Below are 23,443 nucleotides of genomic sequence, written 5' to 3' on the forward strand. Positions count from 1 at the left end.
ATTTTAATGTATTTATCAATAATATTTTAATAGATGAGATAGGTTTTATTTTGTAATTCTGCACATCAATAAAAATATTAAGGAAAAATATGTTAAATAATGAATTATGGACTCTTCGAGTTCCTTTTCAAATGATACCAGGAAAAGGAATTGACGGTTTAGATCAACCATTTGAAGAAAAAATTGGAAATCTAACTATTAAGCTCAGATATGCACAACAATTTTATGTTTTTGAAGTTGAAGGTTTGGAAAGTGAGCAAGCTGACAAAGAGTACCTTAATAAAATATGCATAGGTTTGAGATGGGTAATGTTAAACAGTGATTTAGCCTTCGATATACATACGGATTTCAATGAAGTTATTTATAATCCAACGCATAATTCTGATGGACTTGTTAATATAAATTATCCAACAGTCTATCCATCCAGCAATAAAATTTATACTGTTACTGCTGGCAATGCAGTTGCTACATTATTAACAGATGTTAATTATTTTCACTCATTACTAATTGAAGGACTTGATAAGAATAGTTTTGATATTACCTCTAATAAAAAACTAAATACTGCATTTGAGTTATATAATTTGCATTATTATGAGCACTCAGAAAATGCTCGGTTTTTGATATTGGTAATGGTGCTAGAAGTGCTTAAGACTTCTTGCCCAAAGCAGCAAGTAGTTCAAACTCTAATAGATCGTTGGATTCAATAAATAGAGCTAGAGAAGAATAAATATCATGAAAATTCAGGCGAATATAAAGATTTATTGGCAATAAAAGACGAAATTTGTTTTCGCAAAGATACGTCCATATCAAGACAAATACAAACCCTAGTACGTGATACCTTCTTAAAGGAAGGGCTACCAGATCAAGAAGTTGACGACTTGGAAAAGCGTACAAAGAATATCTATAAACTCCGAAGTAAGCTAGTGCATGATGGTAAATTACCTGATCAAACCCTAAGTTCGGCACTAAAAGATGCTAAAGAAATTGTACGAGCTGTATTAAAAGCTAAATTTAATGATTTAGCATAATGATTTAGCACATTGTAGTTTGCCTTAAGTTAAAGTAAAGAAATTACAAGTATTGATTAGAGAACGTAGGCTTATATTTTAGATGCCATAGAATAATGTTTTCTTTAGAATTTATCTGGAGTCTTCACCTTGAGTGAGTTGTCCATACATCGCCCAAATCGCCATCGGACGTAAATACATACAGGCCCGGAACGTTCCTACAGCCGTAATTGCCTCTGGAGTCCGAAATTGCAGGCCATTGTCATAAATTTGTTGAATTACCGTTTGCGTCAACTTCCAGGCCCCATCTTTCATCCCCATTTGATATAAAAATGCAGCCAGGCCATAGTTAATCCCAATCCAAACTTCTAGGGGATGCGTGGCATTTGGTTTTTCTGGTGAGCCATCGGGTAACAGGCCATTCGCCGCACCGAACTTGCCATCGTGGAATTTTACAAAGCAAACATCATAAACGACTTTTAAGGCTGATTCGGCACATTCAATCGGGACAACATCCGGTAAATTCAACAACCTAGCATAGTATTGCCCGCAGAGTTGATCCGCCATCACCACTTGGGAATTACTGCCACTATCGAGGCGATAAAACTGACCATTCCAAAGTTTGTCTTGATAGGTGGGGCGGGATTGATTGAGCCAGGCCTGCCATTTTTCTTGTTCTAGTTTGGTATTGATTCCCTGTGCTTCTAAACGTTTGGCAATGGCTAAAGCTGCTTCTAAGGCCGCAATCCACAGCCCCCCGCAATAGGCACTGACTCCTTTGAGTTGCCAATCGTCATAGGTTTGATCCGGTGCGCCACTATTTTCCGGTAAGCCATCACCATCCGTATCAAAAGTTTTCAGGTAATCCAAACTACTGACAACTGAGGGCCAGCAATCGGTTAAAAATTCCAGATCAGTTGCCCCAGTTAATAAGTAATCCCGATAAACCAAGAGGACAAAATCGGACGCTAAATCTTTCCAAAGGTTGCAGTCTTGGTAGCTGGTGTAATTACTGGCCTGCCAAGGATGTTCGTTGGGTGCGCCGAGATCGTGGGGGGTAGCATTGGCAATTTTGCGGGGGGCTTTATGGGCCGTTTCTGGATTGCCTTGATAGTAGTAGCCAATAATTCGCAGCTTGGGGTCTTCGGTCGGAATCGCTCTGGCAAAGGCCCGCATCACCCCTTTTTCCAATTCTGGCCACAAGTAAAGTAAAGCAAAGGAACCATAGAGTCGAACATCTAAACTTTCATACCAGCGATAATCTAAACATTCCAAAACCGCATATTGCCCCACAGGATCCGCATCCGTTGCCGCTGTCCATAAACTCCCGCCACTGGTCAGGTCATAGAGTTCATTAATCAACGCCATTTTGAACTCATCCGGCCAATCAGAATGCTCAAGAAAGGGTTGCTGCCAGGCCCCGATCTGTTCGCTCCATTTCTGATAGTTTTCTAAAGCAATTTGGGCAATCGTTTCAGCATTAGTTCCTGAGCGATCAAAGAAATCCGTATAGCGGCGAAAGTAATTAACATCCGGGGCAAACTCGGTCACAGGTAAATCCCAGGACAAGACAAAGGGAATTTCTTTGGATTCACCCGGAGTCAAGGTAAACCGCACCGCCAAGGCCGCGCCAATTTGTTCAGAATCTGTAGCAGGTTGATTGTTTGAAAGATTACTCAGTGAACCATCCCGACTAAACGAATCCCACAGATCAGCCCCATCGCCAACTGGGTTCCAACGGGTATGATAGAAAATTTCGAGATCATCTCTCACTGGCACTGAAATAGCCCATTCGCCCTCGCCTTCTTTAATGACCGTATGCGGATCCCGTTGGCGTTGGAGTAAACAACTGGCCTGGGTTTCGGATTGATGAAAACGGTTGTAATTCCCCTGACTTTGCCCCAAGCGTGGCGTGTAATCATAAACCGGACTGCCATCATCCCGAATCCGAATTTCTGAGGCAGGGGTGGCATTACTAAACCAACCGACCAGATTTTGCCAACTGAGCATAATACTGATCGTAATCGGCTGATCCGTGGGGTTATGGGCGGCCCAAACAAACACGGCAACGGGATAACTGGTTTCTTGATAGTTATCGGGAATAATCGGCGAAAATTGCTCACAGGTTAACTGGGCCTGGAACACTCCCTGGTATTCAAACCAACTGCGGGGATAGAGCGCGCCATAGGTGCCTTGATTTTGGGGATACCAATTCCAGGCCCCGAGGGTGCCATCTGACGGCGATTCAGTACACAAGGCATAGGTCTGGGAGTGATCGCCCCCTTGTTCAAAGATGGAAAATTGACAGCCGGGAATGGTTTGGAAAATATGTTCACCGCCATCCAGATGCCAGAGGTTAAAATCTCCCCGTGAGGATCGCCCAATACAGCCCGCGCCAAATCCACCGAGGGGCATGCCGTGCCAAGGGCCATCGTCTAAGTTACTGGCATAGCGGACGGTGTAAGGCGTTTCCCAACCCTGACCCATGGATCGTTGCCAGGCCTGGGGGGGGATAAAGGGGGGGGCTTGCAAGTTGATCTCCAGTAGGGCTAACGCTGCCAGACTGTTATTTTAAGGCCAAGACTCAAATATTGACGGTTCTCAGAGGTATTGATTAGCCGTCTAAGGACACTGGCAATGATTGATCCCTAAACAAAATAGCGTTACCCCTGCTGCTAACGGTCGGCCCCTAGGAAATACTCACTCGGAAACAGTTGTTAAACCTAATTGTCCCCTATGGAACCTTGCCAGGATGGAGTAACGCTATGATTAATTGATGTCTCAGTAATTAACAGGTTTAATTTGGGTGAGAGCAAGAAGATCAGGATCGTTTTACAGGCCTGTATTGAGAAAGAAATAGGGAACACCATCAAAGCAGAAAAAAAGAACCTTGATTATTGAGATTGAGGCAAGCTAACTCGAATCACTTTATTTTTTTCTTCTTCTGCTTTGGGCAGCGTCAGACGGAGAATGCCATCTTTATAGTCAGCCGCCACATTTTGATGATCCACCCGGCCGGGGAGCGGAATCACCCGTTGGAATTTGCCATAGTGGAACTCAGTCCGAGTCATGCCGCCTTCTTCGACTTTGGTTTCAGATTTCCGTTCACCAGAGATCGAAATAGCACTAGCAGTGGCTTGGATATCCAAATCTTCCGATTTAATGCCGGGTAATTCTAAGCGCAACTCATAGGCTTCGGGAGTTTCTGTGAGTTCGGCTTTGGGGGAAAATGCCAGGCCAACACCATCGGTTTGACTAGACGACAAACTATCAAAGATGCGATTTAATTCTCGTTGCATTTCATCAATTTCTCGAAAGGGTTGCCAACGAACAAGAGCCATAATCAACACGCTCCTTTTTTGAGCTAACCTACATTCTTAATCTAGGTGATTCTGGGGATGATCTAAGTTCGGTTTTACCCCCAGGCCCGTTTTGGATCACCGTACTCAATTGTTAAGTTCTTGTCATCAATAGATTGGTTTCGCCGAAGCTTTAGGGTATCTTAAAGTTATCAACAATAAATTTTTATTGCACCTCGTTCACCATGAGAAGGCTGGTTCGGCGTGGATATTGCTCTGTGTCACGTCACCGCAGATTTTGACACCCTCGGGGCCGCGGCCGGCTTAGCCTATCTTCATCCAGGTACACGGATTGTCTTAACGGGTGGGGCCCATCCCCGAGTTAAAGATTTTCTGGCACTGTATCGGGACGAGTTGCCCATCATTGCCGCCCGCGCAGTTGAGCCAGGCCGGATTCAAAAACTTTGGATTGTGGATACCCAGGCCCGGCAACTCCTCGGAACCGCCACACCCTGGCTAGAGCAACCCCACGTAGAAATTGTTGTTTACGATCATCACCTTGCCCAGAAGAGCGATTTACCTCCACATCAGGCCATCATCGAACCTGTGGGGGCCACCAGTACCCTGATTAGTGAAATTCTTCAGGGCGAGGGGATAGCCTTAACACCCGCAGTTGCAACGGTGCTAGCCCTGGGAATCCATGCCGATACGGGTTCTTTAACCTTTGAAGCGACTACGCCGCGAGATGCAGCCGCCTTGGCCTGGCTATTGCAACAGGGGGCCAACCAACTCACCATCCAAGAATTTGCCGCGGCTGGCCTGGAACGGGACTTACAACCCCTCCTCCATGCGGGCTTAGAACAACTCCAGCAAGAAACGATCCAAGGCTATGTGGTCAGTTGGGTTCTGCTGGAAACAAGACAGTATTTACCCGGCCTCTCCTCCTTAGTTTCCGCTTTGACCAGTACCAGCGAAAGTGATGTCTGCTTGTTAGGCCATGCCTATCGTTGGCAAGAAGCGGGCTGTCATTTGGCGATCATTGGTCGGAGTCAAATTCCCGGCCTAGACCTGGCTGAACTGTTCCAACCCCTCGGTGGTGGTGGCCATGCCCAGGCCGCAGCCGTAACCGTCAAAACCCCTGATCCCCAAACCGTTCTCAAAACCCTCTGGTTGCAAATCAAAGCTGCCATTCCCGCTGCCCCCACCGCCCAAATTTTGATGTCGGCCCCGGTTCGCACGATTCGCCCAGACAGTCCCATTGACCAGGCCCACCGAGTCTTATTACGCTATGGCCATTCCGGCTTGTCAGTTGTCACCGATAGCGGTGATTTAGTCGGGGTGATTTCCCGCCGAGACTTGGATATTGCCTTGCATCATGGGTTTGGTCACGCGCCGGTGAAAGGGTATATGAAAAAGCCCGTCCGCACCATTGCCCCCCAAACCCCCCTGAACGAGATTCAACACTTGATGGTGACCTATGACATTGGACGACTCCCTGTAGTAGATTCACAGCGGGGCCTGGTGGGGATTGTCACCCGGACTGATGTTCTCCGCCAACTCTATCAACTCCATCGCCCTAAGCAGCCTGTGGATCAACCACCCCATTACCTACCCGCCGACTGGTTAACTGGGTTCCCACCGGGCCTGGGAGAGATTTTAGTCACCGCCGCGACCCTAGCCCAAAATCACGGCTGGCAGTTATATCTAGTCGGTGGGGCTGTCCGGGATTACTTTTTGCGACTTCAGGATCCTGGTTACAGGCCCCCAGTGCGGGAATTTGACCTGGTGGTGGATGGGATGGATCAGATGCAACAAACTGGGGCCGGAGTCGTCCTAGCCCAGGCCTTGCAAGTCCATTATCCCGAAACGGAACTCCAAGTCTATGGGCAATTTCAAACGGCCGCCTTGCATTGGCCCCAGGGATGCCAACATTCGCGCTTTGCTGTTGATATTGCCACAGCCCGCAGTGAGTTTTACCCCTATCCCGCCGCGCACCCGGAAGTTACCGCCAGTTCGATCCGCCAAGATCTGTACCGCCGTGATTTTACGATTAACGCCCTCGCGATTCGCCTCACCTCCCCCCAGGCCGGGGAACTGCTGGACTTTTTTGGTGGTTGGCAGGATTTACAGACTAAGCAAATTCGTGTTTTGCATCCCAACAGTTTTATTGAAGATCCAACTCGGATTTTTCGGGCCGTCCGCTTTGCCGTCCGCTTAGGGTTTCAATTGGAGCCAGGCAGTCAAGACCTGATTCAATATGCCCTCACCAGTGGGGTGTTTGATGTTGTGCCACAGCGAGACCAAAAACGTCCCTCCCTCCAAAGCCGCCTCCGCAATGAACTGCGCTATATTTTCCAACTGCACATGGGGGCGACCGACTCCTTTCCTGGGGAAAAGGCCCTAGGACAATTAGTGCAACTGAATGCCCTCCAATGTCTCCATCCCCAAATTGTTATTCCCCCTGATTTATGGAGCCGGTTATCCTGGGCCTGGTCTTGGCTGGAGGCTTACGGATCCCCAAGTGAGCAACAGGGGGCCTGGGAAATCTTACTCACGGTATTACTGGCGGCGCTCTGCCCAACCTCACCGCTCCCAGAACTGGACAACCTCCCCCTGCTGATGGCCGAACAACTGCATCTCTCTGGCCCCGCCCAGGCCCGTTTAGCTGCCCTGCCGCATCACCTTGCCCTCTTATCGGAACTAACCCAAGCATCCCCCCGCGCCAGTCAACTCTGCCAGGCCTGGGATCCTTTGCACCTTGGAGATCTCATCCTCATTGGTAGTGAACTCCCCACAGCCCGAGGGTTAATTGCCCAATATCTGACCCAGTGGCGAAACTTTCGACCCCCGCTGACTGGCCATGATCTCCAAAACCTGGGTTATCCCCGCGGCCCCCGCTTTGCGGAAATTCTCAACGCCCTGCGAATTGCTGGTTTAGACGGAGTTGTCACTTCCAAAGAAAAAGCATTGGCCTGGGTGGAGAGGAACTTTCCCTTAACTTAACCTGGGTTTTATGGTTATAATCATAAAGCCCTTTTTAAGCCGGGATAGCTCAGTTGGTAGAGCAGTGGACTGAAAATCCACGTGTCACCAGTTCAAGTCTGGTTCCTGGCATCTTAATCTATAGTCTTAGGCAGACTGTTCTGAGAGAGTCAAAATCTTAAAAAGACTGCCCTGCAAGCATTTTCTGACTTGTCCCCCTCTCACCTTCAATGAGTCACGCTGTATAAAAATAAAAATCCCCCAGGCCTGGTGACATGAGGGAGGAGAAACTTAGTAGGAGTAATTTAGGGCTTAAATCTGGGGCACAAAGCGCTCCTTATCGGGAACGACCGTATATTCGGCCACGATTTGCCGGAACTCTTCCCCATCAATGGTTTCCTTGTCAATTAACAAATCTACTAGGCGGTCAATTACATCCCGATTTTCCCGGACAATTTTGACGGCCAGTTCATAGCTGTGTTGAATTAGCTCCCGAACTTGGGCATCAATCCGAGCGGCAATTTCTTCGGAATACTCGGAGCGAGAGACCAAATCCCGCCCGAGGAAGACTTCGCCATTTTGGGTTTCCAAAGACAGGGGGCCTAAATCGGACATGCCAAAGCGAGTTACCATTTGCCGCGCCATCCCGGTTACTTGCTGCAAGTCACCGCCGGCCCCCGTGGTCACTTCCGAATCCCCAAAGACGACATATTCCGCCGCCCGACCGCCTAAAGCACCCGCCATGCGCGAGGTTAACTGAGAGCGAGAAATTAAACCGGAGTCTTCCGAGGGCATGAACCAGGTTAAACCACGGGCCTGGCCACGGGGAACGAGGGTCACTTTTTGCACCGGGTCATGATCTTTCAGGAGAGTACCGACAATGGCATGGCCAACTTCGTGATAGGCAATCAGGCGCTTGCTTTTCCCATCCACTAACGGCGTGCCTTCCATCCCGGCTACGACCCGATCCACAGCATCATCAATTTCTAGCATCGTGATCGCCGATTTCCGCCGCCGGGCCGTCAAGATTGCCGCTTCATTCAGGAGGTTAGCCAAATCAGCCCCAGTGAATCCGGGTGTCCGGCGGGCAATGGCCTCTAGGGAAACTTGTTCAGCCAGTTTTTTGTTCCGGGCATGGACATTGAGAATCGAGAGCCGGCCTTTGATATCGGGGGCATCTACGGTGACTTGGCGATCAAACCGGCCGGGACGTAAAAGCGCGGAATCCAAAACATCGGGGCGGTTTGTGGCGGCGATGATGATAATCCCAGTGTTCCCTTCAAAGCCATCCATTTCGGTCAGGAGTTGGTTCAGGGTTTGTTCCCGTTCATCGTTACCCCCGCCAATACCCGCACCCCGTTGCCGACCGACCGCATCAATTTCATCAATGAAGATCAAACAGGGGGCATTTTCCTTGGCTTTTTTGAACAGGTCACGGACACGGGAAGCCCCGACCCCAACAAACATCTCGACAAATTCTGAACCCGAAATCGAGAAAAATGGCACGCCCGCTTCCCCGGCAATGGCTTTAGCGAGCATGGTTTTTCCGGTTCCTGGCGGCCCAACGAGTAAGACCCCTTTGGGAATTTTGGCTCCCACGGCGGTGAATTTTTCCGGCTTTTTCAGGAAGGTAACAACTTCTTCGAGTTCTTCTTTAGCTTCATCGACACCCGCGACATCATCAAACATCACGCCAGTTTTAGCTTCCATTTGAAAGCGAGCCCGAGATTTACCAAAACTCATGGCCTGGCCTGGGCCACCGGGCATATTATTAGACCGCCGGAATAAGAAGAAAAGGCCTGTAATCAACAAGACTGGAAAAATGAGATTACCCAACAGCCCCCAAACCGCACCGTCATTCCGGGCTGGGTGAACATCTAAGTCAATGTGCTGGTCGCGTAACTTAGTAATGAACTGGGGACTGGCACCGGGCATATCAACTCTGACGCGTAACGGCCGCCCACCCGTGATTTCTGGATCAGACACTTCCACAATCGCTGTGCGTCCGCCATCGAATAAGTCCACTTTACTGATCCGCTGATTATCCAAATAATCCAGGAAGCGGCCATAGCTCATGCGGGTACTGGCGGTGTTTACCGGGGGTTGCTGCTGGCTGGGAATGACATTAAAGGCCCCCTGCCAAATAAAGAATCCAATAATAAGGGCCGGTAAAAGCCATAACAGTGCTGTTTTCCACGGAAATTTCATAGGGCAATGCCACCGAGATGATACGGTTCTTAATCAAATTTAACTTAATTCTCAGAATTGTCACAACTTAGGAGTGGGAGAAATATTTTTAGATTGGGATTAATCCAGGCCTGGGAAAGTTGCTTAGAATGAGAAGGTGAATGTAAACAGATGTAACGTGATTCTCATGAATGCCCCCTTGGTTGAAATCTCTGAAAAACTCGACAGCCAAAATTCCCGTGATCGGATGCTTGCCCTGGCGGCGTTGCGGGATGTTCCGGCGGTGGATGCGGTGCCACTGATTAAAAAAGTCTTGCAGGATGAGGTGTTACAGATTCGCTCAATGGCGGTGTTTGCCTTGGGGATTAAACAAACTCCAGAGTGTTATGGCATTCTGGTTAATTTACTGGAAAATGAGTCCGATTATGGGATTCGGGCCGATGCAGCCGGGGCATTGGGGTATTTAGAAGATGGACGGGCCTTTGAACCCCTGGCCCGCGCCTTTTATGAGGATACGGATTGGCTAGTGCGGTTCAGTGCAGCAGTATCCTTGGGGAATTTACGGGATCCTCGCGGCTATGAAGTTTTGCTTGAAGCTCTCAAATCCGATGACATTCTCCTGCTACAAGGGGCGATTGCTGCTTTAGGGGAAATTGGGAATCCTGCGGCTGTGCCTCATATCTTGAAGTTTGTCCAGGCCGAGGATTGGCTCTTACGGCAACGGGTGGCAGAAAGTTTAGGGTTTCTGGGGGATATGAAAGCCGAGTCTGCGCTGAAATACTTAGCTAAGGATGATCACCCTCAAGTCAAAGCTGCGGCTGAAATTTCCCTCGAGAGATTAAGCCAGGCCAAGACACCCTCTTCACCTGTAGATTCCGGTCACTGAGCTTAGGCCTGCGGTCTATTTTTATAAAGGAACTAGAAATAACGCTCAGGGTTTCTACGCTTCGACAACAGCCTGAGTTACTGGATCGCTCTGGATCGGGATCGCAGCCCAGGCCCCTTGGGAACCAAATTTGCACTGACCCAATTCTCCCTCTGGACTCCGGGCCGCTTGTAAAATTTCCCCGATAATTTCTGCCGAATCCACCAGTCTGGGCCCAGGGCGATTGAAATATTGATTGCCATCCACGGCATAGAGTTTAGGATGTTCTCTTGCTAGAAAATTTACCCAGGCCGGTTGACTCAATAACTCCTGCACCGCTACTTGGGTTTGGCATAAATTAAATCCACAGGGCATAAAAATAATTACATCGGGTTGGCCCTTGGTCAATTCCGCAAAATCAAGCCAAGGGGAATGTTCACCCACCTGGCCAAAAAGGTTTTCTCCCCCGGCTAATGCCACTAATTCTGGAACCCAGTTGCCAGCGGCCATTAACGGTGCTGTCCATTCAATGCAGGCCACCTTGAGGGGATTTGTATCCGTTTGAGTTTGGAATAAATCAGGCGTTCGAGATTCTAGATTGACAATGGTTAGGCGAGTTTCGATGTCATCAAGAACGGGCTTGGGATCAAGATGCAAGGCCTGGGCTACGGTTTGAATATCCTGATAGACATCGGCCAATGTTCGGGGTTGGAGAGAAATAATTTCTGGGGCTGTTTCGGTTAATTGATTCACCGCGGCCTGGACTTCACTGAGGCTAACGGCACAGACCTCACACTGGGCCTGGGTAATAATATGGGTCGGGTTTAACTGTTGCAGTTGCTCTAAATCAACTCGATAAATACTGAGAGCTTTTTCCAAGAGTGCTGTCACCCGTTCATGAATGGCCTGGCTATTCCCTTGAGGATTAAAGTTGGGAGCCGTACAAATGGGCAACTGTTTAACGGTTTCTGGATAGTCGCACTCATGGGAACGCCCTACCAAAAAGAGTTCACCGCCCAACGCCGCCACAATTTCAGTTGCACTGGGAATGAGGGAAATAACCCGCAGGTTTTTACTTAGCAAAATTAAACCCCATACCATTTTCAAGTTGATGATACTTATCCCAAAACTCTGGAGACGCACGATGTCTTAAAGATCAGGACAGCGTTCTTGTTCTAAATGTGGCAATGCTATTTAAGTAGGAGTATCAAGGCGGCTGGCAGCTACATCGTCCTCAAATTATCGATCTCATACTTCCACGTCAGATTCTAGAAAGCAATTACAAAAAGCCGAAAGCGCTTGGGTTGGGAGTTGTTTAACATCTACTTCAATTTCCTCCAGAGTAGTTATGTTGTAAGGTATTGGTCAGAATAAAACAACTATAGCAAGAATAAATATGACATCATCAGCAATGGTGCACATCCCGCCTTAACCTGTCTAAGGAATATTAATAATGATCATAAATACTCAATTCCTGGGAAATATCCTATTGATTGTGATGTTGGCTGTAACTCTAGAGGCTACGCTTGGGTCTTCAGCCGCCCAGGCCTGTACACGCATTTTGTGGAATAACAATAAATTCGCTGTGGTGGTGGGGCGGACGATGGACTGGCCAGAATCTACGGAACCCATCCTGACGGTCTTTCCCCGCGGTATTAAACGCAATGGCGGCCTCCTGGGACAAACCCGAGTTGTGACGGAAAACCCAGCCCAATGGACAGCTAAATATGGCAGCCTTGTCACCACCGTCTATGGGATGGGCACGGCCGATGGTTTGAATGAACAGGGCCTGGGGATGCATATGCTCTATCTCACTGCCACTGACTTTGGGCCTCGAGATGTGAGGAAACCTGGGGTGCAAGCGGGCCTGTGGGGACAGTACTTATTAGATAATGCCGCCACGGTTAAGGAAGCTATAGCCCTGATGGCGCAGATTCAGCCGGTCATGGTTGCCATTGATCAGATGAAGGCAACGGTTCACTTGGCCATTGAGGATGCCAGCGGGGATTCAGCAATTTTGGAATATATCAACGGCAACCTAGTGATCCACCACGGCCCAGAATATCGGGTCATGACCAATGATCCCCCCTATGACCAGCAGTTAGCATTTCTGAAAACCTGGGACTTTACCAATGCAACTCGGCAAACACCCCTCCCTGGCAATGTGGATCCCCAAGATCGCTTTGTCCGGGCCACCTATTACCAAATGATGCTGCCAGAGCCGAAAACCCAACAGGAAGCCATTGCTGGGATCTTAGCCATTGCCCGAAATGTTTCCGTTCCCTTTGGGGCCCCGAATAATATCCCTGGCTCTCTTTACAACACGGAATATCGCACCGCCATTGACCTGACTAATCGGCGTTACTTTTTTGAGTTGAGTCATAGCCCAAATGTGATTTGGGTTGATCTCGATAAGCTCGATTTAAGAGATGAGGCCCCGGTCTTAATTCTTGACCCGGATAATCTGGAGCTATCGGGAAATGTGACGACAAAGTTTCAACAGGCGGATAAAATTCCCTTCTGAAGCCATTTAATTCTTGGAAAATTTTTAATTGGGGGACTGGGAGAAGCCAGTGGAGCGTTGAAATAAAATCCCCAGGCCAATGCCGGTGAAATATAAAAATACTAAGGCTCCCCCAAACAGCCCTTGGGTAATCGGATCAATGGAAGGGGTCAAAACTGCGCCCAGAATCACGGCTGCCACAATCACAAATCGCCAACCCGATAACATTTGCGGCACGGAAACAATCCCCAAGGCAATGAGGAGTAGCTGTAAAACCGGAATTTGAAAGGCTAACCCCGTAGCAAATAAGAGCAACAAGACAAAATCAAAGTATTTATCAATAGACCAAATTTGCTCCACCACATCTGCCCCGTAACTAATGAAAAAGCGCAAGGCAGCCGGAATCAGTAAGCCATAGGCAAAGGCCAGGCCAGTGACAAAGAGGGCCGCTGAACCAAACACCGCCGGGCCCAATAACCGCTGTTCACGGCGAGTTAAACCGGGTAAAACAAAGCGAATCACCTGATAGATAATCACCGGACTGGCGACTAGAATCCCGCAATAGGCCGCCACCTTACAGGAGACAAAAAAGTATTCTCCAGGCCCCAACTGTAAGAACTTGGCTCCTTGGGCGGGCACTTGCAGGAGTTGAACAATTGGCCGGACTTGGGTAAAGCAGCCAATGATACCAGCCGCAACGGCAATAAACCCATAGAAAATCCGCTGGCGGAGTTCTTCCAGATGGTCAAATAAACCCATTTCCACTTCAAAGGGCCGCTCATCATTGGGATCAGTGGGTTCATCCTCTAAATCTGAATCAGAGGTGAGGGTTAGATTTTGCTCAACAACTGGCGTTTCGGTATCGAGGGTAGAACTCATTGGCCCCTGGGGAATCAGAACTAAAAAATTGCTTAGAAGACACTCACGGGAATCGCCGGATTAACCCAAACCTGACATTGCAAGGGAACGGGCTGCGCGCCACTGACAAAATCCGGTACGGGTTGGCCTTGGAAGTCTCGCATTCCTGGAATTAGGGGGGTTGGCCAGGCCTGGAAATTACAGGTGTAGGCCCCTAGGATGGTGCGTAAGTTGTCCATAACTAATAGGTTATAGCCAAAATCACTGGCTGCGGTACCGATCCGCTTAGATAGGGCATAGCGATTTAAGTAGTCTAACTGCCCCCAGGCCTGGCCAGAGACATAGACTTCAACCCGTCCACCGATCCGATTTGCGGCTGGATAGGCGGCCCAATTACGCACTAGGTTTTGCCCAAACTGCCGGACTGCCCACCACAAACTAGGTACAGTCAAGCCAAATTCAGAAGGTGCATGACTCTCAATCACCCGTCCTTGAGTTTCTGTCCCGAGGACAAAAATGACATTTTCCGGCAAGATAGTCACGGGTGCAGCCAAGCTCCGATGATTTCCAGTAATGACTCCACCGCCTAAACCAAGAGCCAAGACCATCACCGGCCAAGGGGACAGAAATGACCGATTCTCCCTCATGTCTGGCCTCCGGGGCGCAATTGCTGAATAATTTCCCAGGCCTGGGGGGTAACGGGCTGCACCGAGAGCCGACTGCCTTTTTGCAATAACATCATGGACTCCAGGCCTGGCACAGTTCTTAACTCTGGTAATCCAATCGGGGGGATAATGTCGCGCTCGTATTGAATGTCCACCATCAGCCAAATCGGTTTTTCAGGGGTACTTTTGGGGTCGTAGTAGCGACTGCTGGGGTCAAAGGCAAAATGATCGGCATAGGCTTCTCGGACAACTTTGGCAATCCCCATAATTGCGGGCGGGTTGGCATTACTGTGATAGAAAAAGACCTGATCCCCTTGTTTCATCGCATCACGCATTAAATTCCGGGCCTGGTAATTTCGCACCCCTTCCCAACAGGTAATCTGGCCTGGAGCGGCTTTTAGGTCTGCCCAAGAAAACGTATTTGGCTCAGATTTCATTAACCAGTACTGCATAAATTCCAGGGAAAATGAATAGACCAAGGAGCATTAAGCAAAGCTAGGACTATTGTAAAGGGCAGCATGATAAACTGTGTTCAAAGAATTTACTGATCTGATCCATGCCTGTATCTAAGGTGTCTTCGCCTCAACGCTCAGGGCTGTTCCGGCAATACTTCCAGCGGGGAACGCCTTATTTTTTCTTGGTACCAGCCTTACTCCTGATGAGTTTGACGGTGTTTTGGCCAGCGATTCAGGCGTTTTACTTAAGCTTTACCCGCTTTGAATACGATCTCACCCAGGCCCCGGAATGGGTTGGTTTAGCAAATTTTCAACAATTGGCCCAGGATCGGGTCTTTTGGCAAACTTTGGGCAATTCCCTGGTGTATTTGGTGGGGGTTGTGCCGATTCTAGTCTTCATGCCCCTAGTCTTAGCGATTCTAGTCAATCAAAAACTGCCGGGAATGCACTGGTTTCGGACAGCCTATTATACGCCTGTCATTATTTCGATGGTGGTGGCGGGAATTGCCTGGCGCTGGCTCTATGCCCAAGAGGGCCTGTTCAATCAACTCCTACAGGAATTAGGGTGGGTACAAACGGCGATCCCCTGGTTAACTAGTCCGCAACTGGCCCTATTTAGCGTCATGGCAGTAACAATTTGGAAAGGCCTGGGCTATTATATGGTGATTTATTTGGCCGGCTTACAGGGTATTTCCGAGGATCTTTATGAAGCGGCGGCCCTGGACGGCTCCGATGGTTGGCGAAAACATTGGGATATTACCTTGCCCTTAATGCGGCCCTATTTGCTGCTGGTGGGGGTAATTTCAGCCATTTCGGCTACCAAGGTCTTTGAAGAAGTCTATGTGATGACCCAAGGCGGCCCCTTAAATAGCTCGAAAACGATTGTTTATTACCTCTATGAAAAGGCGTTCATGGATTTAGAAGTTAGTTATGCCTGTACAATTGGATTAGTCCTATTTTTAGTAATTTTCATTCTGTCTTTAATTAATTTGAAATTAAGTCAGGGGAGAGCATTAATTTCTTGATTGTTTTCAGATTCTTTCATTATGCCAATTGATAAGCTTCTGACAAAATCTCATAAATAACGGAATGTGTTGATTTATGATCGGGAATTGCTAAACCGATTGGATTAGCTCCTGCATTATATTTTTAAGTCCAAGTTGGAGTATCTAAGCTAATAGATTCGACTCTATTCTTAACATGGTTAAAAAATCTGAGAGAGAATCTTCACTACCGTTATCGCCCCCAGGAATATAAACATAAACGCCAATTGTTCTTGGCCAGATGGGAAGCCAGCATCTACGGCTTTTTTTCAAGGAAATATAACTTTGAGCCGAATAGTCCACACGAGATCGGCCAACATTTTCAATATACAAAAATTACAAGCCTTGAACCCTATCTCGAACTGAATCGAACGCAATTTAAGTAGAACTGTCTGTAAAACTGATAGTTTTCTATCATTTTCGATAAGATCATACAAGGTCATTCAGTCTGCTGTGTACGCTTACCCTCGCTTTTTCCTTTACCAGGAACCCTTTCGTCAGCCCCTAAAAACCCATCATGGGACTTGGCGGATTCGGGAAGGGATTTATGTCCGCTTAGAGTCGGAATCCGGGGAAGTGGGGTTTGGCGAAATTGCCCCCTTGCCAGCTTTTGGATCCGAATCCATCGGGACTGCCTGGACATTTTGTGCCACACTCCCCAACACCATCATCGCAGAAACAATTGCCGCGATTCCTGACACCTTACCCGCCTGTCAATTTGGACTATCCCAGGCCTGGACTCAACTGACGGAATTTCCTCACCTACAGCCCGAAACCTTTCTCTACTGTGGTCTATTGCCAGCCGGCCGGGATCTACTGACTGTCCCCCAGTTAGCCAAACCCTCCTATGGGGCCTGGAAGTGGAAAATTGCCGTGCTGCCCCATGCCAGAGAGTTAGAGATTTTCCAGGCCTGGTTGGGAAGCCTGAACCCTGAAACTCCCGTCAAAATTCGCTTAGATGCCAATGGCGGTCTCAATTTAAGGACGGCTCGGGCCTGGCTTACCCTTTGTGATCGGCTCAATAGTCAATTTCAACAAGAGCAACGCTACATCGCCATTGAATTTCTCGAGCAACCCCTCCCGCCCCAGGATTGGGTTAATCTCCAAGCCTTGTCCAACGACTTTCAAACCCCCATTGCCTTAGATGAAACCGTTGATAGTCTAACCGCCCTGGAAAATGTCATGGGTTTGGGCTGGCGGGGGCCGGTGGTGATTAAGCCCGTGTTAATGGGGGCCTGGTCGCGCTTAAACACGGTTTTGCCGCAATATCGGTCGCAAATTGTCCTGTCTTCAGCCTTAGAAGGGGCCATTGGTCGCTGGGGAATTTTGGCCTTGGCCCAGGAGTTAAACCTGACCCGCTATGCCTTGGGCCTGGGGGTAGATCCCTGGCGGCCAGTCCCGGTTTTGAACACGAAGGCTGAATTGGCAGATTTTTGGAAATTGGCCATTCAGGTGTTTCGCCACACGTCCTAATTCCTGATACTCAGAACTCCCAGAAGCGATCAGGCCGGTGTCGGTTTGCGGGTTCGTTTGGGCTTGGGGGTGGTTTGGTTAGTCCCCAGGGATTGACGAAGCTCTTGGGCCTGCTTCAGGAGTGCCGTTGCAAAATCTAAGGCGGGTTGTTCGTTGACACCTCCAGCAATTTGGGCCAGTTCGGCAGCCCGTTGGTCGGGGTTGAGGATCAAGAGTTGGACAATGGTTTGCTGTTCCGGTTCCAGAACCTTTTTTTGCACCCGTAGGTGGGTATCGGCCAGGGCGGCAACAATTGGTTGATGGGTGACACAGAGAACCTGTTGATGTTGGGACAAGTGATAGAGTTTTTCACCAATGGCCTGGGCCACGCGTCCAGAAACCCCCACATCAATTTCATCAAAGATTAAGGTATTGACCGTTTCTACTGTCGCAAAACAGGCCCGCAAGGCTAATAAAAACCGACTCATTTCCCCACCCGATGCGGTTTCACTCAGGGGTTGCAAAGGTTGACCAGGGTTGGGACTAAACATAAATGTGACCTGATCTGCACCGTGGCTGGTGGGGGGAATGGCTCGAAATTGGACTTCAAACCGCACCCGTTCCATCGCGAGGGGCTGGAGTTGGCTAATGAGTTGTTGGCTGAGATGGTTGGCGGCCTGCTGCCGGAGGTGGTGGAGTTCCTGACAGGCCTGGTCTAGTTGGGTTTCGGCGGCTTGGAGTTGGGCCGTTAGTTGATCTTGGCTCATGCTGGTGGCCTGGAGAAGTTGCCATTCCTGCTCAATTTTGGCCTGGTAGTGGATGGCATCCTGGAGGGTCGGCCCATATTTACGGGTAATTTGCTTGAGATGGCCCATGCGATCCGTGATCTCGGTTAAACGTTGCGGTTCCCCTTCCAGGGCATCGGTATAGTTGCGGAGTTGGCGGCTGGCGGTTTCGATTTGCAGCAGGGCAGATTCCACGAGTTCTTGGATCGGGGCCACCCCAGGATCAAAGGCCTGCATCTCCTGAAGTAAACTGGCGGCTTCCCCCATCAAGTCCACACTGGCCTGGCCCCGCTCCTGCTCACAAAGGCATTGATAGGCCCGAAAACCTTGGGACTGGAGTTGCTCGATATGGTTGAGGCGGCGAAATTCTTCTTCTAAATGTTGTAGTTCATCGGCATCTTCCAGGTTAGCTAGGCGCAGTTCTTGGAGTTGAAACTTATACAGATCAAGCTGTTGGAGGCGTTGCTGCTCTCCCTGTAAATAGGACTCCTGGGCCTGGCAGAGATGTTGATAGGCAGCATAGGCGGTGGCGACTTGTTTGCGGGCAACGAGGAGTTCACGGCCTCCAAAGCTATCTAACCAATCTCGTTGCTGCCCGGCCTGGAGAAGTTGGTTCGCTTGTCCTTGGGCCGTAATTGCCACGAGTAGATCTCGGAGGCTCTGGAGTTGTTGACGATTAACTAAGACCCCATTGACCCGTGAACGACTGCGGAATGCTCCCCCGACTAAAGACAATTCGCGACTGCAAATGATTGTTTCATCCAGAGGATCAATCTCTGCTGCCGTGAGCCAAGTTTGCAGGGCCGGTGTGAGGGAAAAAGTGGCTTCAATTAAGGTACGCGGCGGAATCTGGTTGGGCTGAGTTTCTGGAACTGTCCGAATTACTCGGCTCGACATTTTCCCCCCCAGTACCCCATCAATGGCATCCAGGATAATGGACTTGCCGGCTCCGGTTTCCCCAGTCAGGACATTCAGACCAGGCCCAAAAGTCACATCCAACTGGTCAATCAGAGCAAAGTTTTCAATCCGTAAGCCAATTAACATCGCAACGTGACAAAGGACTCAGGCCTGCTCTGTCAGGATAACTTAGCTGTTCTCTAAAGTAATCCCCTGGGCTTGTAGCTGTGCTCTGAGATGGGCTAGTTCTTGCTCGGCCTGGTGGGCGCGCTGTTCGGCTTCGGGAATAGTAGAAAAACTGATTACTCAGGACAATCCCAGTTTCTCCCAGGTAGAGCCGCAACGTTGTGACAATATCAACAATGGCATCAAAATGAACAGAGGTTTCCGCCAAGGGTTTCCCGTCCTCACTGGGGTAAAAAATATCCGGTTCAGCAGTGGCGGTAATTGCAGAAAGAGTCGTTGTCATAGATCAGACCGTCAAAAATGAGTTCACAGGCCTGGGGGCATAGCTAGTTGCATTCTAAAGTTTTTGCTGGTCTCTCAGGCAGAGCGTTGGGTCATAAAATCCCCATTAGTTCAGGATCGTTTCTAATGCTTTTAGTAGTACCCCAGGCCCCTGACTGCCGCCGCTATAGCCCTGTTGGACATGGGTTCGGATAATCTGCCGCAGCCGCGATAAGCCCCAAGCCCAGGCCATGATTTGAGTCCCAATTCCAGCAATCCACACCGTTAGATTTCCCTCCGCTTCTCCCAACAGCGCAGCCCAGCTATCTTGTCCCAATAAACCAATACCCAATGTGGAAATTAAAATAATTTGCCAGGCCTGGCCACTGGCCGGTGGGGTTAAGGGGAGACCATAAAACCGACAAAACCAGCGCAGCAGACCAAAACTGCTCCCTAGGCCCAAGACCATATCCCCCAGGCCCCACGGGCAGACCACAAGTCCCAACCCCGCCAGCGGCATAAACCAGAGGGATGTCAGAGGGGGCTGAGGTTGCTCTAGGAGGGCAGTGCCTAAATGCTGTTCAATGCTGAGGGTTTGCCTAAGAACCTGTTGGGCCCGAGATTTGGGGGCGGTTGCGGTCAGCCAAGTGGTTAAGGCCGTGGATAAGGGTTGGATATTGGGGGGCAAGAGTTCCCGCCCAGTTTCTGCTACCGGGGCCGCACTGACTAATAAAATTTGCTCTAGGGTGATCAGTTGCCCCAGGCCGGCCTGTTGGAGTTGTAAATCAATATCCACTTTTGACCAGGCCAAGTACAAATCCTGTTTATTGGCAACGAACAAGAGTGAAACTTGCAACTCCTGGAGTTTCTTGAGGGCGTTAATTTCGACTGGATTCAACGGCCCGGCGGTGACAAATAACACTAAATCGGCCTGTTGGGCCACCTCCCAGGCCATAGCTGCCCGTTGTTCCCCTGCTAATTCATCCAGGCCAGGGGTATCGGTTAAATCTATGGCCAAGGTTTGTCCCCCTAATTCCAGTTGCCAGCGAACCGAGTGGGGCCAGAGGGTGATGCCGTGGGTGGGGCCAGTGGGAAATTGGGGTTGACCCAGCAGAGCATTGATCAGGGCCGATTTACCGCGACTGACCTGGCCCAACACCGCAATTTGCCAAACGGGATAGGTGAGCTTTTCTTGCAGGGGGACTAATTCACCCCAAATCTGTTCCTGATCTGGATGATGGTGGCGATGCCAGGCGATTAAATGCTGTAAACAAGCCTGAACCTTGGCTAAACCATCCAATGGTGCTGTCACAGTTCCCTTTCCCTAGACCTGAGGCTGGAAATTACGGAAAAAGGCGGATCGGGGAAGCTGAGCCATGGTTTTTTGCAGGCTGGCCTGGAGTTGTGAGCCTAAATTTACCTTAGATTCTGGCTGGGCAGCGACGGTTTGCCAATAGTCAATTAAGCTCAGTCCTCCCACGCGCAAGAGATAGGCCACACTGGCTCCCTGCAAGCAGCTTCCGGCCAAGTAGGTGAGGCTATTTCCTTTTAACCAGTGGCTGAGGGTTTGGGTTGTCACTTCCACCGCGCCAAATTGCACCATCACGCGTAGGAGGGTTTCGGCTAGGGGGCGGGCCTGGGTTAGGTTGAAATTGCGTTGATAGAGCTTGCCCATCTCCAAGGTTAACTGCACCAATAGCCCCCCCGTCACGACTAAATCTAAAATTGGCACAGGGTTGACAGCGGCTGCACCGGCTCCGAGCCATTGATAGCGGTTAATAATCGGCAGAGCTAACTCTTTCCGGGCCTGGTTTATTTGGTTTTGGGTTTGTTGACAAAGGCGAATCGAGGCTTGTAAGGTATGCTGCCAAATTAGAGTCTGTTTTTCGGTTGCTAGAATTTCACTCAGACGAGATTGTAAAGGCTCCAGGCCTGGATCATGAGCTTTAATTTTGAGCCAATCTCGAGGGGCAACAAACTCAGCTAATTTAGGAGTTAAGGCCTGTTCCAGAATTCCCAATTCCCCTAAGTGGGGCCGCGCTGGTTCCTGCCAAATCACTAAGAATCGTTGCTGCTGGTCTTTAAGGGTTTGTAAGGCCTGATGCTCACTACCCGTTAAGTCCCCAGAAATCACAAATAAGATTAAGTCGCTGTTGGGCATTACCCTTAAATCTTCGGATACCTGAATTTGCCAGTTTCCATTCCCCAGACGCGCTAATTCTGCCCCTAAACTAGCCAAATGGTTGCCGACATTACCCCATAAGAAAAGACTCAGATGTTGCCGTTGGAGATTTTGGCGGATACTGAACAGTTGGGTTTCTAGGTTATGAGTGGTGTTGTATTGGTTGAGGGTGGTGATCAGGGCCTGGGTGGCCTGGAGTTGGGTCTCAATCTGGCCTGGGGTAATGGCCTGAGCTTGAATGGCGGGTAGGGGACTGGCAGAACTGATCAAAAACCCGCGCCCCCACCAGGCCCCGGCAGCGACCAACAGACTCAAGCTCAGCCCCCAGGCCGGATGTGACCATAACCAGGTGAGACTCCAAAAAACAGTAATTAAACCCGCAGCAAACCAAAGAGGCATGGGACAAAACAAGGGACGCGCAAGACATCACCTAAAAGCCTACCAACTCCCTGACCCCTAAAACTGGGATCTGCAAATGTCCGGAACCGAGCCTCAAAAATCAATCCCCAGGCCAAGGAAATGTCTTACCTATTCATCCCAACGAGAAAGAGGTTTTTTAACAGCCCCCGCTTTAATTCTAAAGGGGTAACACCCTATCCAGCGGGCTTAATTCTTCATGGCATTTTTGACCTTTTGGATACCTTCTTTATTCCCTTGGGCCTTATAAAGGGATTCAGAAACCTTTAAGGCCTCCCGCGACTCCCGTTTACGCCCACTAGCCTTCAAAGCCACGCCCAAGTTGTAGAAGGCCTCTGGGTTATTGGGGGTTAAGCGGGTAACAGTTTGATAGGGAAGAACAGCTTCATGGGGTTGTTTGAGCATCATCCAGGTTTCTCCCAGGCCAATATAAGCCAGGGTGGAATTGGGTAACAATTGGGTCGCCCGTTGAAACGCCCGAATTGCCCCTTGATAGTCATTCTGAAGCAGGAAAACTTTGCCCACTGTTAATTGGATATTTCCATCCCCTTGCCCAAGAGAGGCCGCTTGTTCGAGGGCTGCGAGTCCTTGCGTTTTATCCCCGCTTTGGAGGAGTACTTGCCCTAAATTGAGTTGGACATTGGGGTTATCCGGGACAAATTGGCTGGCCTGGCGGAGGGCGGTGAGGGCCTGGTTCATATCCCCTTGGTTGAGATACAAAATTCCCAAGGACTGAAAGGCTTCCCAATTGCGCGGCTCCATGACAATAATTTGCCGATAGGTCTGAATTGCAGTTTGGGTATCCCCCAGTCGAGCCAGAATCACCGCTAACCCTTGATAGGCCTGGACATAACGGGGATTGAGGCGAATGGCTTGGCGGTAGGCAGCGGCAGCTCCATGATTTTCCCCCGTCATCCCCAAGTTAAAACCAAGGGCATAGAAAAAGTCAGGATTTTGTTGGTCTAGGGCAATCGCCTGTTGATAGGCTTGGGCGGCTGGGCCGTATTGCTTTTGTTGTGCATAAATAAACCCAATGGCCGAATAAATCCGGGGATTGCGGGCATCTAGCTGGGCGGCTTGTTGATAGAGTTGCAGGGCTTGGTCAAAGTTACCCGCGCTGACTAGTTCTCGCCCTTGCCGGAGTAGATCAGAAAGTTGCTGACTCTGACCTTGGGCAACCGTTAAATTGGAGCTGAGGGCCAGACAAAGTCCAGCTAAGAGGGCTGAAATCGTGATTCGCAAAGACATCGCAAGTACCAAATCTCATAATCAAATGCAGCATCAACAGGGCACAAGGTCTAATTTTGGTCAATTCTAGCTAACTTGGCAAACCTCTCCCGGCAAACTCCTGATTTCTACTCCCCCAATAGCTTCTGGAAAAGACATCAACTGTCTTGTG

At 49.4% G+C, this 23,443-nt stretch carries 19 protein-coding genes and 1 tRNA gene; 8 read left to right on the forward strand and 12 right to left on the reverse strand.

What is annotated here, in order from left to right; translation table 11 throughout:
- The first annotated feature begins 89 nt into the window (after positions 1–89).
- Complete coding sequence (locus RIF25_RS08755; protein WP_322878167.1) at positions 90–707, forward strand: hypothetical protein; 618 nt, start codon at positions 90–92, stop codon at positions 705–707.
- Between the two features lie 54 nt (positions 708–761).
- Entirely contained in the window at positions 762–1,028 is a 267-nt protein-coding gene (locus tag RIF25_RS08760) for a HEPN domain-containing protein (RefSeq protein WP_322878168.1), read from the forward strand.
- Positions 1,029–1,139: 111 nt separating this feature from the next.
- On the opposite strand, the gene RIF25_RS08765 is transcribed toward RIF25_RS08760, so the two are convergent.
- On the reverse strand, positions 1,140–3,494 hold the full coding sequence (locus RIF25_RS08765; protein WP_407682378.1) for a GH116 family glycosyl hydrolase: 2,355 nt from the start codon (positions 3,492–3,494) through the stop codon (positions 1,140–1,142).
- Positions 3,495–3,901: 407 nt separating this feature from the next.
- Positions 3,902–4,348, reverse strand: a complete 447-nt coding sequence (locus RIF25_RS08770; protein ID WP_322878170.1) for an Hsp20/alpha crystallin family protein — start codon at positions 4,346–4,348, stop codon at positions 3,902–3,904.
- Positions 4,349–4,570: 222 nt separating this feature from the next.
- On the opposite strand from RIF25_RS08770, the gene RIF25_RS08775 reads away from it, so the two are divergent.
- Both RIF25_RS08775 and RIF25_RS08780 read left to right on the forward strand, forming a co-directional pair.
- A complete protein-coding gene (locus RIF25_RS08775; RefSeq protein ID WP_322878171.1) occupies positions 4,571–7,309 on the forward strand; it encodes a CBS domain-containing protein in 2,739 nt (912 codons plus the stop codon).
- 38 nt (positions 7,310–7,347) lie between these two features.
- Positions 7,348–7,420 (forward strand) — tRNA-Phe (locus RIF25_RS08780).
- Positions 7,421–7,600: 180 nt separating this feature from the next.
- Here RIF25_RS08780 and ftsH2 read toward each other — a convergent pair.
- The gene (ftsH2, locus tag RIF25_RS08785) at positions 7,601–9,496 is read right to left on the reverse strand and encodes an ATP-dependent zinc metalloprotease FtsH2 (protein WP_322878172.1); all 1,896 of its coding nucleotides are present in this window, start codon (positions 9,494–9,496) and stop codon (positions 7,601–7,603) included.
- A gap of 166 nt (positions 9,497–9,662) precedes the next feature.
- Here ftsH2 and RIF25_RS08790 point away from each other — a divergent pair, with 166 nt between their 5' ends.
- On the forward strand, positions 9,663–10,361 hold the full coding sequence (locus tag RIF25_RS08790) for a HEAT repeat domain-containing protein (protein ID WP_407682372.1): 699 nt from the start codon (positions 9,663–9,665) through the stop codon (positions 10,359–10,361).
- 54 nt (positions 10,362–10,415) lie between these two features.
- Here RIF25_RS08790 and RIF25_RS08795 read toward each other — a convergent pair whose 3' ends face one another.
- Complete coding sequence (locus tag RIF25_RS08795) at positions 10,416–11,423, reverse strand: cobalamin-binding protein (RefSeq protein ID WP_322878174.1); 1,008 nt, start codon at positions 11,421–11,423, stop codon at positions 10,416–10,418.
- Positions 11,424–11,793: 370 nt separating this feature from the next.
- Here RIF25_RS08795 and RIF25_RS08800 point away from each other — a divergent pair, with 370 nt between their 5' ends.
- Entirely contained in the window at positions 11,794–12,864 is a 1,071-nt protein-coding gene (locus RIF25_RS08800; RefSeq protein ID WP_322878175.1) for a linear amide C-N hydrolase, read from the forward strand.
- Positions 12,865–12,888: 24 nt separating this feature from the next.
- On the opposite strand, the gene tatC is transcribed toward RIF25_RS08800, so the two are convergent.
- The 3 genes from tatC to RIF25_RS08815 are packed head-to-tail and all read right to left on the reverse strand — an operon-like array spanning position 12,889 to position 14,818.
- The gene (gene tatC, locus RIF25_RS08805; RefSeq protein WP_322878176.1) at positions 12,889–13,722 is read right to left on the reverse strand and encodes a twin-arginine translocase subunit TatC; all 834 of its coding nucleotides are present in this window, start codon (positions 13,720–13,722) and stop codon (positions 12,889–12,891) included.
- Between the two features lie 32 nt (positions 13,723–13,754).
- A complete protein-coding gene (locus RIF25_RS08810) occupies positions 13,755–14,348 on the reverse strand; it encodes a hypothetical protein (RefSeq protein WP_322878177.1) in 594 nt (197 codons plus the stop codon).
- Positions 14,345–14,818 carry an EVE domain-containing protein gene (locus RIF25_RS08815; RefSeq protein WP_322878178.1) on the reverse strand — a complete coding sequence of 158 codons (474 nt, stop codon included), beginning with the start codon at positions 14,816–14,818 and terminating at the stop codon, positions 14,345–14,347. Before RIF25_RS08815 ends, RIF25_RS08810 begins: the two co-directional genes overlap by 4 nt.
- Before the next feature lie 104 nt (positions 14,819–14,922).
- Here RIF25_RS08815 and RIF25_RS08820 point away from each other — a divergent pair, with 104 nt between their 5' ends.
- A complete protein-coding gene (locus RIF25_RS08820; protein ID WP_407682373.1) occupies positions 14,923–15,846 on the forward strand; it encodes a carbohydrate ABC transporter permease in 924 nt (307 codons plus the stop codon).
- 471 nt (positions 15,847–16,317) lie between these two features.
- Entirely contained in the window at positions 16,318–17,337 is a 1,020-nt protein-coding gene (locus RIF25_RS08825) for an o-succinylbenzoate synthase (protein ID WP_322878180.1), read from the forward strand.
- Positions 17,338–17,366: 29 nt separating this feature from the next.
- On the opposite strand, the gene recN is transcribed toward RIF25_RS08825, so the two are convergent.
- The 5 genes from recN to RIF25_RS08850 all read right to left on the reverse strand — a co-directional run bounded on the left by recN (position 17,367) and on the right by RIF25_RS08850 (position 23,292).
- The gene (gene recN / locus RIF25_RS08830) at positions 17,367–19,145 is read right to left on the reverse strand and encodes a DNA repair protein RecN (RefSeq protein ID WP_322878181.1); all 1,779 of its coding nucleotides are present in this window, start codon (positions 19,143–19,145) and stop codon (positions 17,367–17,369) included.
- Positions 19,123–19,467, reverse strand: a complete 345-nt coding sequence (locus RIF25_RS08835; RefSeq protein WP_322878182.1) for a hypothetical protein — start codon at positions 19,465–19,467, stop codon at positions 19,123–19,125. The genes recN and RIF25_RS08835 overlap by 23 nt, the downstream gene beginning before the upstream one ends.
- Positions 19,468–19,572: 105 nt before the next feature.
- The gene (locus RIF25_RS08840) at positions 19,573–20,757 is read right to left on the reverse strand and encodes an Era-like GTP-binding protein (RefSeq protein ID WP_322878183.1); all 1,185 of its coding nucleotides are present in this window, start codon (positions 20,755–20,757) and stop codon (positions 19,573–19,575) included.
- 12 nt (positions 20,758–20,769) lie between these two features.
- Positions 20,770–22,026, reverse strand: coding sequence for a DUF697 domain-containing protein (locus tag RIF25_RS08845; protein ID WP_322878184.1), 1,257 nt, complete (start codon positions 22,024–22,026; stop codon positions 20,770–20,772).
- 207 nt (positions 22,027–22,233) lie between these two features.
- Positions 22,234–23,292, reverse strand: a complete 1,059-nt coding sequence (locus tag RIF25_RS08850; protein ID WP_322878185.1) for a tetratricopeptide repeat protein — start codon at positions 23,290–23,292, stop codon at positions 22,234–22,236.
- Positions 23,293–23,443: the final 151 nt, after the last annotated feature.

Origin of the sequence: Pseudocalidococcus azoricus BACA0444, from assembly GCF_031729055.1 — a bacterium.
In the GTDB taxonomy this organism is placed as follows: Bacteria; Cyanobacteriota; Cyanobacteriia; order Thermosynechococcales; family Thermosynechococcaceae; genus Pseudocalidococcus; species Pseudocalidococcus azoricus.

Excerpts from the sequence above, each read along its gene's own strand:
- RIF25_RS08790 (WP_407682372.1), top strand. The coding sequence starts at position 9,663 with ATGAATGCCCCCTTGGTTGAAATCTCTGAAAAACTCGACAGCCAAAAT.
- RIF25_RS08815 (WP_322878178.1), bottom strand. The coding sequence starts at position 14,818 with ATGCAGTACTGGTTAATGAAATCTGAGCCAAATACGTTTTCTTGGGCA.
- RIF25_RS08800 (WP_322878175.1), top strand. The coding sequence starts at position 11,794 with ATGATCATAAATACTCAATTCCTGGGAAATATCCTATTGATTGTGATG.
- tatC (WP_322878176.1), bottom strand. The coding sequence starts at position 13,722 with ATGAGTTCTACCCTCGATACCGAAACGCCAGTTGTTGAGCAAAATCTA.
- recN (WP_322878181.1), bottom strand. The coding sequence starts at position 19,145 with ATGTTAATTGGCTTACGGATTGAAAACTTTGCTCTGATTGACCAGTTG.
- RIF25_RS08765 (WP_407682378.1), bottom strand. The coding sequence starts at position 3,494 with ATGGGTCAGGGTTGGGAAACGCCTTACACCGTCCGCTATGCCAGTAAC.
- RIF25_RS08820 (WP_407682373.1), top strand. The coding sequence starts at position 14,923 with ATGCCTGTATCTAAGGTGTCTTCGCCTCAACGCTCAGGGCTGTTCCGG.
- RIF25_RS08755 (WP_322878167.1), top strand. The coding sequence starts at position 90 with ATGTTAAATAATGAATTATGGACTCTTCGAGTTCCTTTTCAAATGATA.
- RIF25_RS08770 (WP_322878170.1), bottom strand. The coding sequence starts at position 4,348 with ATGGCTCTTGTTCGTTGGCAACCCTTTCGAGAAATTGATGAAATGCAA.
- RIF25_RS08845 (WP_322878184.1), bottom strand. The coding sequence starts at position 22,026 with ATGCCTCTTTGGTTTGCTGCGGGTTTAATTACTGTTTTTTGGAGTCTC.
- ftsH2 (WP_322878172.1), bottom strand. The coding sequence starts at position 9,496 with ATGAAATTTCCGTGGAAAACAGCACTGTTATGGCTTTTACCGGCCCTT.
- RIF25_RS08835 (WP_322878182.1), bottom strand. The coding sequence starts at position 19,467 with ATGACAACGACTCTTTCTGCAATTACCGCCACTGCTGAACCGGATATT.
- RIF25_RS08850 (WP_322878185.1), bottom strand. The coding sequence starts at position 23,292 with ATGTCTTTGCGAATCACGATTTCAGCCCTCTTAGCTGGACTTTGTCTG.
- RIF25_RS08810 (WP_322878177.1), bottom strand. The coding sequence starts at position 14,348 with ATGAGGGAGAATCGGTCATTTCTGTCCCCTTGGCCGGTGATGGTCTTG.